Annotated in this window: 15 protein-coding genes and 1 tRNA gene; 9 read left to right on the forward strand and 7 right to left on the reverse strand. The window is 59.2% G+C overall.

Going from position 1 to position 14,402, the window contains the following annotated elements; all coding sequences use genetic code 11:
• Nucleotides 1-99: 99 nt before the first annotated feature.
• The 6 genes from GBEM_RS07465 to GBEM_RS07495 form a co-directional block, all read right to left on the reverse strand.
• Nucleotides 100-2,760, reverse strand: coding sequence for a response regulator (locus tag GBEM_RS07465; RefSeq protein ID WP_012529918.1), 2,661 nt, complete (start codon nucleotides 2,758-2,760; stop codon nucleotides 100-102).
• A 7-nt stretch (nucleotides 2,761-2,767) separates the two neighbouring features.
• Nucleotides 2,768-3,694, reverse strand: a complete 927-nt coding sequence (locus GBEM_RS07470) for a substrate-binding domain-containing protein (protein WP_012529919.1) — start codon at nucleotides 3,692-3,694, stop codon at nucleotides 2,768-2,770.
• 788 nt (nucleotides 3,695-4,482) lie between these two features.
• A complete protein-coding gene (locus GBEM_RS07480; protein WP_012529921.1) occupies nucleotides 4,483-4,974 on the reverse strand; it encodes a DUF1003 domain-containing protein in 492 nt (163 codons plus the stop codon).
• Nucleotides 4,975-4,994: 20 nt separating this feature from the next.
• A complete protein-coding gene (locus tag GBEM_RS07485) occupies nucleotides 4,995-5,366 on the reverse strand; it encodes a hypothetical protein (protein WP_012529922.1) in 372 nt (123 codons plus the stop codon).
• A gap of 138 nt (nucleotides 5,367-5,504) precedes the next feature.
• Complete coding sequence (locus GBEM_RS07490) at nucleotides 5,505-6,275, reverse strand: substrate-binding domain-containing protein (protein WP_012529923.1); 771 nt, start codon at nucleotides 6,273-6,275, stop codon at nucleotides 5,505-5,507.
• Nucleotides 6,276-6,845: 570 nt separating this feature from the next.
• Nucleotides 6,846-6,943 (reverse strand) — tRNA-Sec (locus tag GBEM_RS07495).
• Between the two features lie 299 nt (nucleotides 6,944-7,242).
• Between GBEM_RS07495 and GBEM_RS07500 the strand changes: the two genes are divergently transcribed.
• From GBEM_RS07500 to galU, 7 genes are all read left to right on the forward strand, one after another.
• Entirely contained in the window at nucleotides 7,243-7,572 is a 330-nt protein-coding gene (locus GBEM_RS07500; protein WP_012529925.1) for a YggT family protein, read from the forward strand.
• On the forward strand, nucleotides 7,569-8,015 hold the full coding sequence (locus GBEM_RS07505) for a DivIVA domain-containing protein (protein WP_012529926.1): 447 nt from the start codon (nucleotides 7,569-7,571) through the stop codon (nucleotides 8,013-8,015). Before GBEM_RS07500 ends, GBEM_RS07505 begins: the two co-directional genes overlap by 4 nt.
• Complete coding sequence (locus GBEM_RS07510; RefSeq protein ID WP_012529927.1) at nucleotides 8,012-8,311, forward strand: DUF167 domain-containing protein; 300 nt, start codon at nucleotides 8,012-8,014, stop codon at nucleotides 8,309-8,311. Before GBEM_RS07505 ends, GBEM_RS07510 begins: the two co-directional genes overlap by 4 nt.
• Nucleotides 8,312-8,320: 9 nt before the next feature.
• Nucleotides 8,321-8,782 carry a CBS domain-containing protein gene (locus tag GBEM_RS07515; protein WP_012529928.1) on the forward strand — a complete coding sequence of 154 codons (462 nt, stop codon included), beginning with the start codon at nucleotides 8,321-8,323 and terminating at the stop codon, nucleotides 8,780-8,782.
• Nucleotides 8,783-8,866: 84 nt separating this feature from the next.
• Nucleotides 8,867-9,115: an FmdB family zinc ribbon protein gene (locus tag GBEM_RS07520; RefSeq protein ID WP_012529929.1), complete on the forward strand. Its 249-nt coding sequence runs from the start codon at nucleotides 8,867-8,869 to the stop codon at nucleotides 9,113-9,115.
• A 171-nt stretch (nucleotides 9,116-9,286) separates the two neighbouring features.
• Nucleotides 9,287-10,132: a bifunctional methylenetetrahydrofolate dehydrogenase/methenyltetrahydrofolate cyclohydrolase FolD gene (folD, locus tag GBEM_RS07525; protein ID WP_012529930.1), complete on the forward strand. Its 846-nt coding sequence runs from the start codon at nucleotides 9,287-9,289 to the stop codon at nucleotides 10,130-10,132.
• Nucleotides 10,133-10,228: 96 nt separating this feature from the next.
• Nucleotides 10,229-11,095, forward strand: a complete 867-nt coding sequence (gene galU, locus GBEM_RS07530; protein ID WP_012529931.1) for a UTP--glucose-1-phosphate uridylyltransferase GalU — start codon at nucleotides 10,229-10,231, stop codon at nucleotides 11,093-11,095.
• On the opposite strand, the gene GBEM_RS07535 is transcribed toward galU, so the two are convergent.
• Complete coding sequence (locus GBEM_RS07535) at nucleotides 11,092-11,937, reverse strand: TonB family protein (protein WP_012529932.1); 846 nt, start codon at nucleotides 11,935-11,937, stop codon at nucleotides 11,092-11,094. The genes galU and GBEM_RS07535 overlap by 4 nt on opposite strands.
• A 256-nt stretch (nucleotides 11,938-12,193) precedes the next feature.
• On the opposite strand from GBEM_RS07535, the gene GBEM_RS07540 reads away from it, so the two are divergent.
• Both GBEM_RS07540 and GBEM_RS07545 read left to right on the forward strand, forming a co-directional pair.
• Entirely contained in the window at nucleotides 12,194-13,006 is an 813-nt protein-coding gene (locus GBEM_RS07540) for an electron transfer flavoprotein subunit beta/FixA family protein (protein ID WP_012529933.1), read from the forward strand.
• 66 nt (nucleotides 13,007-13,072) lie between these two features.
• Entirely contained in the window at nucleotides 13,073-14,401 is a 1,329-nt protein-coding gene (locus GBEM_RS07545) for an electron transfer flavoprotein subunit alpha (protein ID WP_012529934.1), read from the forward strand.
• Nucleotide 14,402 lies beyond the last annotated feature (1 nt).

Here is a 14,402-nt window from a genome sequence, read left to right on the forward strand (position 1 = left end):
GACGATGAACTGCTCGGTGTGACTCGTGTGCGGGGCGTCGAGAAAGGCGGCAACGGTAACCGCCTCAGAACATCTCCAAGATCAAGTCAATAAATTAACTTACTTCATATTCCTGATGACGTCCCTGAGCATGGAGAGGTTGTACGGTTTCTGGATGAAACCGGCCAGCCCCGTGCCGCCCAGGCGCTGGTTGATTTCCTGTTCGTTGTAGCCGCTGGACATGATGACCTTGACCTCGGGCTTTAGCTGCCTCAGCTGCCGGTAGGTCTGCTCGCCGTCCAGGCGGGGCATGGTCAGGTCCAGGATGATGAAGGAAAATCTATCCGCGTCCTGTTTGAAGATATCCAGCGCCTCGCCGCCGTCCGCCGCGGTTGCGACCTCGAAACCGAGTTCCTTCAGCATCTCGCTCCCTATCTCCAGGACCGTCTGTTCATCGTCGACGAACAGCACGGTTCCGCTGCCCCTCCACTCCGCCGCATCCTGATCTGCCCGGTCGAGGGTTTCCTTTGGCTTGCCGCCGGCAGGAAGGAACACCTTGAAGGAGGCGCCGCGGCCGGGTTCGCTTTTGACCGTGATCGCCCCCTTGTGGCCGCGGACGATGCCGAGCACGGCGGCCATGCCGAGCCCCCGGCCGGTGAACTTGGTGGTGAAGAAGGGGTCGAAGATCTTCCCCGCCGTTTCCGCGTCCATGCCGCAACCGGTGTCGGTTATCTCCAGCCAGACGTAGAGCCCCTCGGCAAGCTGCTCGTGCAGCCAGATGCCGTTCAAGTAGTTCCTGGCGCACTGCATGCTGCCGGTAGTAATCGAGATGACCCCGCTCTCACGGTCGATGGCTTCGGAGGCGTTGATGATCAGGTTCATGATGATCTGGTGCAGCTGGGTGGCGTCGGCCTCGATGGGCGGCAGCGGATCGGCAAGGTTGAAGTTGAGCACGGCCTTCTTGGAGATGGAAACTTCCAGCATGTGCGTCATTTCCCTGATCAGCCGGTTCAGGTCGATGGTTTGAATGACGAACTTCCCTTTGCCGGAGTACGCCAGCATCTGCTTGGACAGGTCTGCCGCACGGCTGGCCGCCTGCTCGATGCGCTGCAGGTTGTCCCGTACCGGCGACTCCGGGTTGAGACGCATCAAGGCGAGATCGGTGTTGCCGACGATGGCGGTCAGCAGGTTGTTGAAGTCATGGGCGATCCCCCCCGCCAATACCCCGAGGCTCTCTAGTTTCTGGGCGTGGAGAAGCTGCTGTTCGAGTTTGAGCCGCGCCTGCTCGGCAAGCCTCCTTTCGGTGATGTCGCGGGCAAGGACGATAAATTGGGTCTGCGGCAGGTCCGGGTTTCCCATCGCGGCCAGCGAGAGTTCGTACCACCGCTCTCCCTCGGGCAGTGGGAGCGAATAGGTGGCCCCCCGGTGGCTCCCCTTGGCAACGGCCTCGGCAAGCGCGGCCATGATGGTGGTTGCAGCCTCCGGCGGCAGTACCTCGACCAGCCGCTTGCCGAGGAACACCTCCGGCGCGACGTAGAGCTCGTCCGTGCTGGAATAGCGGGCATCGTAGAAGCGGCCTTCCCGGTCGATCCTGAACAAGAGATCCGGCAGGGCGTTCATGGTGGCGTCCAGGTGCTCTTTGGAGGCCCTCAACTCTTCCTCGACCCGCTTGAGCGAGGTGATGTCCTCGAAGACGACGAAGACCTCGCTGTCGATCAGCAGCCCGAAAATCAGGATGGTCTTAAGCGTTCCGTCCTTGCAGGTGACCTGGTATTCCCGACGCTCGATGTAGCCGCTTGCCTCGGCCGCCTTTTCCACGAGCCCAGTCCACTGCCCGATCACCTGCTCGCGGTAGGCCGGATCGGGGCACGCCTTGAGCCACCAGTCTTCGATGCGGGGTATGTCCTGCGGCTGGTAACCGAAGGTCTGCACGGCGTAGTCGTTTATGTACTCTACGGCGCCGTCCGGGGAGATGAGCGCCATCGAGAGGGGGCTTTGCTGGATGATTTTCCTCAGCCTGTTTTCGCTTTCGGTCAGCAGCTGTTTTTCCTGAACCAGCGACGCCCTTGACTCCTTGATGGCGTCGAGCATGCTGTTGAAATCCTCGGCGAGGCTTCCGATCTCGTCCCGGGATCGTACCGTGACCCTGCTGTCGATGTCCCCCGCTTTGACCTTCAACGACGCGGACCTGATCTGGAAAATGGGCCTGACGATCCACCTGTCGATGAACAGTATCAGCAGCAAAGACGAGAAGAAGAACAGGGCTGCGAAACTGACGAAGGACATGATGATCTCGTTTATGTCCTTGTGTATCGGGGCGAGGGACATTCCCACATGCAGCCTGCCCAGATGTCCGTCGAGGATGGGTTCCGAGATCTGGATGACCTCTCCTTCCGTCGTGTGGAGCCTGGTGCTTCCGTTTGACTTTTTGCCGGTCGGCTGGCTCAACTCTTTCAGCGCCACGGGGAAGGTACGGCCGAAGGAGTGGGCGATGACCTCACCGCTCGGTGTCGTGACGTAGATGTAGGCCACGTCCTTTTCCAAGTCGGTGTACTCGCGTAAATACAGGTCCAACTGAAGGAAGTTCCTGGAGAGGATCGGGTTTGTGCATTGGGAAGAGATGGCGTGGGCTATGGAGTGGGCGCGCTTTTCGAGCTTCGATTCCAGAAGGGGCTTGATGAACAAAAGGGCGATCACGACCATGCCGGCTATGGTCGCCATGGAGAGGGTCAGGAATATGGCCAGGATCTTCGATCTCAGGTTGAGGGCGCGTTTTCCCATGCCTTGACTATCGCTCCTTTTGCTCGCCGGCCAACCATTTCTTCATGTTGCGCACCGAGTCATAGGCCTTGTCCTCTATGGGGACATAGCTCTCGGTCATCATCTTGTCCAGGATTACCTTCCCTCTTTGGTTGGTGTGGGCGGTGAGCAGTATGGTGCGGAGTTTTTTCTTCACTGCGGGATCCAGTGCGGGATGGACCACGAACGGCGGGATGGCGTAAGGCTCGGACCTGAGGACGATCCGGGTCTTACCCGTCAGTTCGGGCTTTGTCTTGGCCAGGTATTCCCAGATGACACTGTCCACCGCAGCTCCGTCGACGAGGGCACCGGCCACGGCCTGTATGGACTTGTCGTGGGAGCCCGAATAGACGGTCTTGCTGAAGAAGGTGTTCGAGTTGTACCCCTTCTTCCCGAGGAGGTAGTCGGGCACCAACTTCCCCGTGTTGGAGAGAGGATCCGTGAAAGCGAACGACTTTCCTTTCAGGTCGTCCAGAGCTCTGGCGGAACTCTCCTTGGGGACGATGATGTAGGAATAATAAACGGGAGCCCCGAAGGCTTTGGGTGCTGCCAGAAGTTCCAGGCCGAACTTCTTATGGCCGTCGACATAGGGGCCGCTGCAGACGATGGCCGCGTCGAGTTCCCGGTTCTCCAGCATCTTGTTGGTTTCCTCGTAGTTCGGCGAGTCCACGTATTCGACCGGCCTGCCGAGCTCGTTGCCGATGTAGTCGAGGAACTCGCGGTAGTAGGCGAGTCCCTCCTTGGGAGTTATCATCCCGCCTACCGCGATGCGGATCACCCCCGTCTTCGCCCTGTCTTCGCTTTTGAGGACCGCCCTTTTGCCCAGATCGATCTTCTTCGGTTCCTCTTTGCTGCATCCTGGGACTATGATGACAGCCAGAGCCATAAGTACAGCTATGAACCGGTTGGTCAGCACGATAGGGACCTCCTGACATGGGGTTGCCCGAGACAGGTTGTGGATCAGCTACATACAGTTATCGGTTCTTTTTAAAGAGAACTTGAAATCTGCACTGCATGTGGAGCAGGGTCCCGGTTCCTTCACACTCAAGACGACAAGACGATGAAGGCGACGACACTTACTGCGAAAGCTATCAAACCGATAACGGGAGCCAATTTGGATATTTTGTAGAGCCTCACGAGCGTGTTGTCTTGCGAGCAGTAGATCAACTGTTCAACGTCCTTTCCGCCGAGCCAGCCTATCGGACCCTTAGGGAACATCCTTTGGTAAATGTCCTGATAATGCCGCTTCAATCGTGTCCGTAACAGGTACTTAAAAAGCGCGCTCAATGCCGCCCCTAATGCGGCTACTGCTATCCCTGTTATGCCTGCAACGAATTGGATGTAGATATGACTCTCCTACAAAAAATTTCCGCCTAACGCCTTGCCGGTCGGTAGCGCCCTGTGCTCTTGTTGCCGCAGGACCCCTTCGCGAACTTTAGTAATTTAAATTAAAGAGATCTTCCGATCAAGTTAATTTTGACCGAATTGTGCGTATTTGTTCTCCTTATGTCTTCAAAGAGCCGAAGGCTGTTGCGCGCTGCAGCGGTAACAGGAACCCTGCATGATGTCGGGAGGGCTCCCGCAACGGGTGGCGGCCGAGGGGTTTGGTCACCTGTTTGCCGCGAAGACACGGTTTCTCTTCCGGTCGGAAGTGGAGCTGCGATGTTGGTTGGGTGGATGCCAGGTGGCGGCGGTCCTAGGGGGTCAGGTGCCGCTTTCTGGGCGTGCGTTCGTCTTGTTTAACGCTTTGTCGGCAGTCAATTCTTCGAGCATCTGATGTAGTTGAGCTATCACAATGTTCTGGGCGTCAAGATTGTCCAAGATGGCTTTAATTTCAACCTCAGCCTTCAGATTTATTTCATAATCGATGTGAGCCTCGATGCGGTCACGATCCGCCTTTCGATTTTGACTCATCATGATCATGGGGGCAGTGTAAGCAGCCTGCAGCGATAGTACAAGATTCATCAAGATAAACGGATACGGGTCCCAATGCCGAATCCAAGCGGTAACGTTCAGAGTTGCCCAAATGAGGAGAAGTGTAGACTGGCCGATTATGAACTCCCAAGATCCCACTTTGTCGGCGATCCAGTCGGCCGCTTTTTGACCATACGTGAGCTGTTCCGTGACAACCAAGTTGGCATTTTTTATCGGGCCGTGTTCGTGTCGGTAGGGGGGTGGAAGCGTTGGGCGGATCATCTGATTCTCCTTGACCTGACTTACTTTTTCTCTCGCGCAAGCCGCTCGCACAGATCCTTGAATACGTCGCTATCCACCTTTAGCTCGACCGGCTTTCCGTTGTCCTGGTAGCCGATGGTGACGAGGCCGCCGACTATCTCGTGCTCCATCTCGGCGAAGAGAACCGCACGCGGGTTGATCAGGAGATTGCCGGAGCGGATGAACCCCTTGTCCTCCAGTTCTTGCGCCATTGCTTCCTGCTCGGTCTTATTGACCTTTTTGAACAACTGCTTTCGCACCGCGCTACCGTCAAACCACACGTCGATGAGGCGCGTGTCGTCGCCGGCGAGGGGATTTTCGGCCGGAGTGGTGAGCTGGGCGGCAAGGATTTTGTCGGAATTGATGTAACGCATGGTGAACCTCCTTGGACCAAAAGCATTAGATGATGGGTGTCCCTATCGTACGGGTTACCATCAGCGGTGGCAACCGCTGTAGTCCATTTTGTGCTGTCCGTCGACTACTCGTTATGCCGTCAGGGGAGCGTTATGCCGTCAGGGGAGAAATGCTGCGTCCTTGATCAATTCGAGCAGCTTCTGCAGCTCCGGCGAAGGCTCTCCCTTGGTGATCAGCATGACCGAGGAGGCAATCTTCGGGCTGCCGGGGACGCGCACCCCGTAAGAAACCAGCGCGTCGGGACCTATGCCGATGGCGCCGGGGGTCTCCAGCACTCTCTTCCTCATCTCCTCCGCGCTCGCGACCGGAACGAAATTGGCCGTGATGCGCTCGCGCTGGAGAATCTCACGGATGAAGAGCTCGTTCTCCGCGTCGGCTGCCGGAGACCAGACCACGACGATGCGCCGGTTGGGGCCGCCGACTTTCTTCCAGTTGGTGATCTTGCCGGTGAAGATGGCCTTTAGCTGCTTCTTGCTCAGCTTTTTGATCTTGATGTCGTTGAGAAAGACGACGGTCTGATTCCTGCCGATGGGGACCTCCCGGAAGAGCGCTCCGGCCGGCGCCGATCCGGTTTCAGCTGCGCGCATGAGCAGTCTTTCCAGGCTGACGGTGGAGACGACGGCATCGAGGGAGCCGCTCTCAAGAGCCGCCAGTTCCGTTCCCGGCTTGCTCTGCAGCGTAATCAGGTGCAGCGACGGGTTCTCCTCCTCGAAGGTTTCGATAACCGGAGCGATCACCTCGGTCAATGCGGCATCGCCGCCGCCGATGTGGATGGTATCGGCATCATTCGAGTTCTTATGAGCGGTAGCGCATCCCGCGAGAAAGCATAAACCGATGATCATCATGTGGAATGGAAATGGGTGTTTCATGTACTGCGACCTCCGCGACAGCCCTACGTTCAGGGTTCGTCGTGTGTGTGACTGATCGACAAATGCGCACTTTAAGTTAAAGCGTGCTCCTGATCAAGCTATTATTTATCTACCTGAGTGTTCCTAAGCCGTTTATTCTTGACGCACTGGTGCAACGGTATTGAAGGAAATAGAATGAGAGAAGTCGGATAAACATGCGATTGACATATCAGGGGCGTGAGCTTCAGTCAGGCCGATTGATCAATTCAAGCCCAGTGAAAGGAGGTTCTGTTGCCTGCAGGTCATGATCATGGGGCAGGTCTATGCTTCGGAAGGCGATGCCGAGGGCTCCGGCCGCCTGGTTTGCCGTGACTGCCGGGTGCCGATAAGAAGCTCCGATAGTCGGCTGTTAACGGATAACCAACTAAACGTAAATAAGGAGATTCGTTATTAACGGATAAGGCGCCTACCAAGGTGAGTGGGGCCCCCCCGATTTCAGGGTTTGAGCTGCACCGCTCCGGCCCTGGAAAAACAAAAAACCCGCCAATTTGGCGGGTTTGGAATGGCGTTGAAATGTCCTGAAACTATAATTGGCGGAAGCACATGGGAATCGAACCCACCTGGGAAGTTTCTCACCCCCCACACCGGTTTTGAAGACCGGGCCGCCCACCAGCGACGGTGGTGCTTCCTCATTTGCCTAAGAGTTTCTAAATCATCTTCAGTTGCATGTCAATATATAATGTCCGACTCTGTTACTGCTCACCGTTGCAGCTCATAACCTTTGGCAGGGAGTCCCAGAGCAAGTCTCAGAAAGACAAATTATCAGAAGGCTTCAGATGTTCTCCTTGTCAAAGGGGCGGTTTATTCATCAAACTACCGCTGTAATTTTGCCGCAATAGCAGTGCCTGCACCGGGCAGCTACCCTTGACAAATAAAGCCGATTTCTGTATAGCTTTGCAAGCCGAAAACCAAGCTTTGAGGGGGATAAATGATACTGCTAGCCAACATTCTCTTGGCCCTTGCAAAGATAGTAGAGCTGGCAAGCGGTGTTCTCACCATCTATAAATACATACTGCTGGCAAGCGTCATCATCTCCTGGATCAACGCGGATCCCTACAACCCCATCGTGAACTTCATCTACCGCGTCACGGAACCGGCTTTGCAACGGATCCGCCGCTACATGCCCAACACCGGAATGCTCGACCTGTCGCCGCTGGTGCTCTTCGTCCTCATCTACCTGGTGCAGATCATCGTCTTCGACACCGCTTACACTTATCTGATGCTCTTCAGCAACCAACTCAAGGGACAGGCTCTATGAAAATATCCCCCATGGACATCCAGCAGCAGCAGTTCAAGGGAAAGATGCTGGGAGGGCTCGACCCTGAGGACGTGGATTCTTTCCTGCAGTCGGTCGCCGGCGAAATGGAGGAGCTCATCAGGGAGAACAACGACCTGAAGGAGCGCCTGAATCGCAACGCCCAGGCCATGGCCGAGATGGAGGCGCGCGAGGTGCAGTTGCGCGAGACCATGCTGGCCGCCCAGCGCATCACCGAGGAGATGAAGGCGAACGCCCAGAAGGAGGCGCACCTGATCGTTTCCGAGGCGGAGCTTAAAGGGGAGCGGATCGTGGCGGAAGCGGAAAATAGGCTGCTTCAGCTCAACAACCAGATCCAGGAACTCAAAAGGGAGAAGGTTCAGTTCGAAAGCGGCTTCAAGGCCCTCTTGGACAACTACTACAAGCTCCTCGCACTCGATCAATGAGCGAAGAGCTAAGGGTAACCGCGACGCCGGAGGGGCTCCTTTTTACCGTGCACGTGCAGCCCAGGGCCTCGCGCAGTGAGATCTGCGGCGCCAAGGAGGGGGAACTGAGGCTCAGGCTCACCTCGCCCCCGGTCGAGGACGCCGCCAACAAGCAGTGCGTCGAGCTGATCGCCAAGACCCTCGGGGTGGCGAAGTCGAAGGTGAGCATCAAGTCCGGGGCCAAGTCCAGGCACAAGGTGGTCAAAGTGGAAGGGGTCGACCATGACGCGCTCCTCTCACTACTTAAAATACAGTAAGGAGCAGCGATGAAGGCAAGAGACATTATGGTGACGGACGTGCCGTCGATTTCGGTCAGGACGACGGTGGGCGAGGCGGTCCGGATCATGAAAAGCAACTTCGGAGACGAGAGCTTCATGAACGCCGCGCCCGGGCTTATCGTGCTGAACGACCGCGGCGGGCTTGCCGGCATCCTTACCCCGCTCAGCATCATCACCGCCCTCATGGACGGCGCCTCGGAGGACAAATCCGATTCCGCCTTCTTCGCCTCCCTGTGCGACAGGATCAAGGACCTCCCCATCTCGGACATCATGGAGCACCAGCCGATCTCGGTGACCCAGGACGCCCGGGTGAGCGACGTGGCGCACCTCTTCCTCACGCACCGCTTCCAGAGGGTCCCGGTGGTGGACGGCAAAAAGGTGGTGGGAATCATCTACCGCTCACGCCTGCTCTTCGCCATGACCAAGGGCCTTGAGTCGGATGCCCCTTGACAAAGGGGAATGCAGATACTTATATTAGGTCTGCCGGTTGCCGTCTTACGGTAGCGTTTAGTTAAAGAGGAGGTAGTAAAAGCGATGCCACTTTACGAGTATCACTGCAAAAGCTGCGATCAAACCTTTGAGTTGCGCCAGAAGTTCTCCGACGCGCCCGCTTCCGAGTGCCCCGCCTGCGGCGGCTCGGTGGAAAAGCTCATCTCCCAGTCCGGGTTCTCCCTCAAGGGGGGGGGCTGGTACGGCGACGGCTACGGCGGTTCGAAAGCTGCCCCGGCCGCCCCGGCTTGTCCGTCCGGCGGTAACTGCGCCGGTTGCCCTTCGGCTTCCTAAAAAACCTGAAACGCCCCCGTTCCACGGGGGTTTTTTTGTCCCTAATCCCTGCAAACTGCTTTACAAAACCCTCCCGGTTCCTTATTATCTTGCTTTTAAAAAACTGTCTCAGGCGCCGGTCCCTATTACCTGTGCGCCTTATATTATTAATGAAACAAAGGGGTGGATGTAATGGCTAAAATCATCGACGGCAAGGCCATCGCGGCGAAGATCCGTGCTGAAATCAGCGCGGAAGCGGCTCAACTGAAACAAAAGGGGATCGTTCCGGGTCTCGCCGTGGTGCTGGTCGGAGAGGATCCCGCCAGCAAGGTCTATGTCTCCATGAAAGAAAAGGCATGCGCCGACGTGGGGATTTTTTCCGACGAATACAAGCTTTCCGCCGACACCGGCGAGGCGGAGCTTCTGGCGCTGATCGACAAGCTGAACCACGACCCGAAGATCCACGGCATCCTGGTGCAGCTCCCGCTTCCCAAGCAGATCAACACCGAGCGCGTGCTGGAGGCGATCTCCCCGGACAAGGACGCCGACGGCTTCCACCCCTATAACGTCGGGCGCCTGGTGATCGGCAAGCCGCTCTTCCAGCCCTGCACCCCCTACGGCGTGATGGTGATGCTGAAGGAGGCGGGGGTCGAGCTTTCAGGGAAGGAAGTGGTCGTGGTCGGCCGCTCCAACATCGTGGGCAAGCCCGTGGCCTTCATGTGCCTGCAGCAAAACGCCACCGTGACCCTGTGCCATTCGAAGACCCGCGACCTGGCCGCGAAGGTGTCCCAGGCCGACGTGGTCATCGCCGCGGTCGGGGTGCCGGAGATGATCAAGGGGGCCTGGATCAAGGAGGGCGCCGTGGTGATCGACGTCGGCGTGAACCGGGTGGGCGAGAAGAAGCTTGTAGGGGACGTGGAATACGCCGCGGCCAGCGAGCGCGCCTCGGCCATCACGCCGGTCCCCGGCGGCGTCGGCCCCATGACCATCACCATGCTGCTGCAGAACACGCTTGAGTCCGCCAAGAGGGGTCTCTAGGGAAGTACTCCGCCCCCTGTCTCCAGACGGGGGGCGGGCCGCTTTGGCGGCAGCGGGGCGCCGTGCAATTCCATGTATTGACAAAGGAGTATCTCCATGCGCGTTAAGAAGGCCGTTTTCCCCGTCGCCGGTCTCGGCACCAGGTTTTTGCCCGCGACCAAATCGACTCCCAAGGAGATGCTGCCGCTCATAGACAAGCCGCTGGTCCAGTACGTGGTGGAGGAGGCGGTCGCGTCCGGCATCGAGCAGATCCTCTTCGTCACCGGACGCGGCAAGAGGGCGATCGAGGATCACTTCGACATCTCCTTCGAGCTGGAATCGCTTCTCTACGAGAAAGGGAAGGACCAGGAACTGCACCAGGTGCGTAAGATCGCGGAGATGGCCAACATCTTCTTCGTGCGCCAGAAGGAGGCGCTGGGGCTTGGCCACGCCATCCTCTGCGCCAAGGAATTCATCGGCGACGAGCCTTTCGCCGTCCTTTTGGGCGACGACATCATCGACGCGCAACAGCCCTGCCTGTCCCAGCTCCTGGAGACCTACGAGAGCTACCGCTCTCCCGTACTGGCCCTGGAGCAGGTTCCCATCGAGACCATCTCCTCCTACGGCTGCGTACGCGCGAACCACCTGGCCAACCGCGCCTTCGAGGTGCTCGATCTGGTGGAGAAGCCGCCGGTCGCCGAGGCCCCGTCGGATCTCGCCATCATCGGCCGCTACATACTCACCCCGGGGATCTTCCCGATCCTGGAGAACCAGGAGCCGGGGAAGGGTGGGGAGATTCAGCTCACCGACGCCATCAAGACGCTCTCGCGCGAGGAGTCGATCTACGGCTGCCGTTTCGACGGCATACGCCACGACTGCGGGGACAAGCTGGGATTTTTGAAGGCGACGGTGGATATGGCGCTGAAAAGGGACGAGTTCAACGGGGAGTTTCTGGCGTTTTTAAGGAAGAGGCTTGGCTGCTAACGGAGCCTGCCGCCGCCGTTGCCGTAGTGGAAGAAGGCGATCAGCTTGAAGGTTTCGCCGCGGTACCCCTTGGGGAAGGAGCCGATGGGGCCCAGCGCGTTCAAGGCCCTGAATACCTCGTCGTCGAGGATCTTGCTCCCGGAACTCTCCAGGAGGTCGATGTTGACGATCTCTCCTTTCCTGTTGAAGGTGATCTTGACCGGCGTGGTCCCTTCGATGCCGCGCAAAAGCGCCGCCTGCGGGTAATGCCAGACGCCGTAGACCGCGGTTTCCAGGCGGCGCAGGAAGGAACCGAACTGGATGTCCTCGGTGTTGAGGAAGCGGGTCTCTCCCTCCTCGACCTCGCTCCTGTACTTCTCCCGGTAGCTCTCCTCCAGTCGGGCGAGCCTGTTGGCGCTGGGGAAGAGGCGGGAACGGTCGGGCAGCTGCTGAGCGCGCGGCTTCAGGATCCCCTCGCCGCGCGAAACCGGCGCTTTGGCCGTCTCCTCCGGCTGCGGCGCAGGCAGGGCGGATCCTGGGGGGGCGGGGCGCAAGTTGGGCAGGCGCGGCAGCGACGGCGTCAGCCTGTCGAACGCGCCCTTTGCTTTGGGTGCCATCTCCTTCGCCACCCGCTGCGGCGTCTCCGCATACCTCTTGATCTCCGTTTTGGGTGCCGCTTTTTTCGGCAGCTTCGGCTGGGGCTGCAGGTCCGGGAGGTCGGTCAGGTCGACGAAAGTTGGCTCTGGAGCTGTTTTGGGTTGTTCTTGGGGCAGGGTCGTGATAATTAAAAAGGCACCTACGTGGAGTAGTGCCGAAAAAAGCAGCAAATAGAGGAAATTTTTCTCGACGTATCTATCTGACATGTAGCTCCACCCATGGCCGGGTGTTTATTTTTTGTGCAGATCTCGGCCGGCTGGCCTCGTGCGGGGAAGCCCCCGCAGGCTTTGTGATGGTAGAAGATAGGCCGGTAAAATGCAAGGGGAATCAAGGCTGCAGGCACACTCTCTGCCGTCTAACGCCTTCGAACCGTTGACCATTTCCCCCCCCCGCTTGACCTGGATCAATTTTTTTTCGGCTGAAGTATCGTAGCTTGAAGCATCAAATAGAACCGAGGTGTCCATGCTGGTAGTTGTCTGTGTGAAGCAAGTCCCCGATACAACGCAGGTACAGATCGACCCCGTCACCAACACCCTGATCCGCGAGGGTGTTCCCTTCATCGTAAATCCCTACGATACCCATGCCGTAGAAGAGGGCCTGCGCTTCAAGGACCGCTTCGGCTTCAAGGTGGTCGCCATCTCCATGGGGCCGCCGAACGCCGAGGCTACCCTGAGAAAGGCGCTGGCGCTAGGCGTCGACCGAGCCGTGCTCCTCTCCGACCGCGTCTTTGGCGGCGCCGATACGCTGGCGACCAGCAAGGTGCTGGCGGCTGCCATCGAGAAGCTTGGCGAGGAGGAAGAGGTCGGGGTGGTCATCTGCGGCAAGCAGACCATCGACGGCGACACCGCCCAGGTCGGCCCCGGCATCGCCACGAGGCTTAAGTTGGCCCAGCTCACCCTGGTGGACCGGGTCGACGAACTGGAGCCTGCCGCGAAGAAGATCAAGGTATCCCGGAAGCTCGAAGGAAGGCACGAGCACGTCGAGGCGCCGCTTCCGGTGCTCCTCACCGTGGTTAGAGAGCTGAACCGCCCGCGCTACCCGACTGTCGCCATGCGCCTGGATTCGGCCGACGCCAAGGTGGAGCTCTGGGACAACTCGGTGCTCGGCCTAGACGTCAACACCATCGGTCTTAAAGGTTCCCCGACCTGGGTGAGCCGGATCTTTTCGCCGGAGCGCGCCAAGGGGGAGATGCTTGGCGACGGCGCCCGCGATCCGGACGGCGCGGCGCAGCTTTTGATCGACAAGATGATGGAGAAGGACCTTCTCGCGCTCTAGCTTGATACCACGGTCGGGGTCCTCAAAGGCCACGCCGTGGAACAAATACCCAAACAGGAAAAGTTCATGACTGAAGCTGTGAAGAAACCGAAGAAGCCGCGCGGCAAAGCGGCAGTGCTGGAAGGGCGCTGCATCGCCTGCGGCGCCCGCTGCCAGAGCGCCTGCCCGGTCGACGCCATCCAGATGAACGAGGCGGGAGAGCCGGTCATAGACGCGTCCAAGTGCATCGGCTGCGTCAAATGCGTCAAGGTCTGCCCCGCGCAGGCCATAGAGATGGCCTTCACCCCGGAAGAGAAGCGGATCCTGGACGAGCTGGCGGCGGCTGCCGCGGGAGCTCCGCCCGAGGAGGAGCTCGACCCGGAGGAGGCCGCTTTAAGGGAGAAGCTTGCCGCCTATCGCGGCGTCTGGGTCTTCATCGAGCAGACCGAGGGGGAGGCCGCCAAGGTCTCCTGGGAGCTCCTGGGGAAGGGAAAGGAGCTGGCTGCGGCCCGTAACTGCCCGCTTTCCGCGGTGGTGATGGGGGACCAGGTGGAGCACCTCTGCCGCCAGGCGATGGGGTACGGGGCCGAGACGGTCTACCTCATGGACGCGCCGGTCTTGCGCCACTACCGCACCGAGGCGTACCAGAAGAGCCTTTGCGCGCTGGTCGAGAAGTACAAGCCGGAGGTGATCCTGATGGGCGCCACCGGGCTTGGGCGCGACCTCGCGGGTGTGGTGGCCACCGTGCTCGCCACGGGTCTTACCGCCGACTGCACCGGCCTTTCCATCGATAAAGGGAACCTGATGCAGACCCGCCCCGCTTTCGGCGGCAACATCATGGCCACCATCGTCTGCGACAAGTTCCGCCCCCAGATGTCCACGGTGAGGCCGCACGTGATGCCGATGCCGGAATTCGACGCGAGCCTCAAGGGTGAGATCGTGCGCGAGCCGGTCCCGGTAGCCGAGGACGAAGTCCAGGTGAAGGTGCTCGACATCCTGATGGACAAAGGGGGCTCCAAGGTGGACATCGCCGGCGCCGAGTTCATCATCTCCGGCGGTAGGGGGATGATGGCGAAGGAAAACTTCGGACTGCTCGAGGAGCTGGCAGAGGTCTTGGGCGGGGTGGTGGGCGCGTCCAGAAGCGCGGTCGACGCGGGGTGGATGCCCCAGGACCGGCAGGTGGGGCAGACCGGGAAGACCGTGCGCCCCAAGGTCTACATCGCCTGCGGCATCTCCGGCGCCATCCAGCACCTGGTGGGGATGCAGGATTCCGACGTGGTGATCGCCATCAACCGCGATCCGGAGGCCCCCATCTTCGAGGTGGCAAGCTACGGGATCGTCGGCGACCTGTTCCAGGTGATCCCTTCGCTGACCGCGAAGCTCAAAGCGCTCAAGGGAGCAAGGTCAGGGGCCTGAT

This window comes from Citrifermentans bemidjiense Bem (genome assembly GCF_000020725.1).
GTDB classification, from domain to species: Bacteria; Desulfobacterota; Desulfuromonadia; order Geobacterales; family Geobacteraceae; genus Geomonas; species Geomonas bemidjiensis.

Coding starts and splice junctions, on each gene's coding strand:
- GBEM_RS07535 (WP_012529932.1), bottom strand. CDS start 11,937: ATGTCAGATAGATACGTCGAGAAAAATTTCCTCTATTTGCTGCTTTTT.
- folD (WP_012529930.1), top strand. CDS start 9,287: ATGGCTAAAATCATCGACGGCAAGGCCATCGCGGCGAAGATCCGTGCT.
- GBEM_RS07490 (WP_012529923.1), bottom strand. CDS start 6,275: ATGAAACACCCATTTCCATTCCACATGATGATCATCGGTTTATGCTTT.
- GBEM_RS07465 (WP_012529918.1), bottom strand. CDS start 2,760: ATGGGAAAACGCGCCCTCAACCTGAGATCGAAGATCCTGGCCATATTC.
- GBEM_RS07485 (WP_012529922.1), bottom strand. CDS start 5,366: ATGCGTTACATCAATTCCGACAAAATCCTTGCCGCCCAGCTCACCACT.
- galU (WP_012529931.1), top strand. CDS start 10,229: ATGCGCGTTAAGAAGGCCGTTTTCCCCGTCGCCGGTCTCGGCACCAGG.
- GBEM_RS07515 (WP_012529928.1), top strand. CDS start 8,321: ATGAAGGCAAGAGACATTATGGTGACGGACGTGCCGTCGATTTCGGTC.
- GBEM_RS07500 (WP_012529925.1), top strand. CDS start 7,243: ATGATACTGCTAGCCAACATTCTCTTGGCCCTTGCAAAGATAGTAGAG.
- GBEM_RS07520 (WP_012529929.1), top strand. CDS start 8,867: ATGCCACTTTACGAGTATCACTGCAAAAGCTGCGATCAAACCTTTGAG.
- GBEM_RS07510 (WP_012529927.1), top strand. CDS start 8,012: ATGAGCGAAGAGCTAAGGGTAACCGCGACGCCGGAGGGGCTCCTTTTT.
- GBEM_RS07505 (WP_012529926.1), top strand. CDS start 7,569: ATGAAAATATCCCCCATGGACATCCAGCAGCAGCAGTTCAAGGGAAAG.
- GBEM_RS07545 (WP_012529934.1), top strand. CDS start 13,073: ATGACTGAAGCTGTGAAGAAACCGAAGAAGCCGCGCGGCAAAGCGGCA.
- GBEM_RS07540 (WP_012529933.1), top strand. CDS start 12,194: ATGCTGGTAGTTGTCTGTGTGAAGCAAGTCCCCGATACAACGCAGGTA.
- GBEM_RS07480 (WP_012529921.1), bottom strand. CDS start 4,974: ATGATCCGCCCAACGCTTCCACCCCCCTACCGACACGAACACGGCCCG.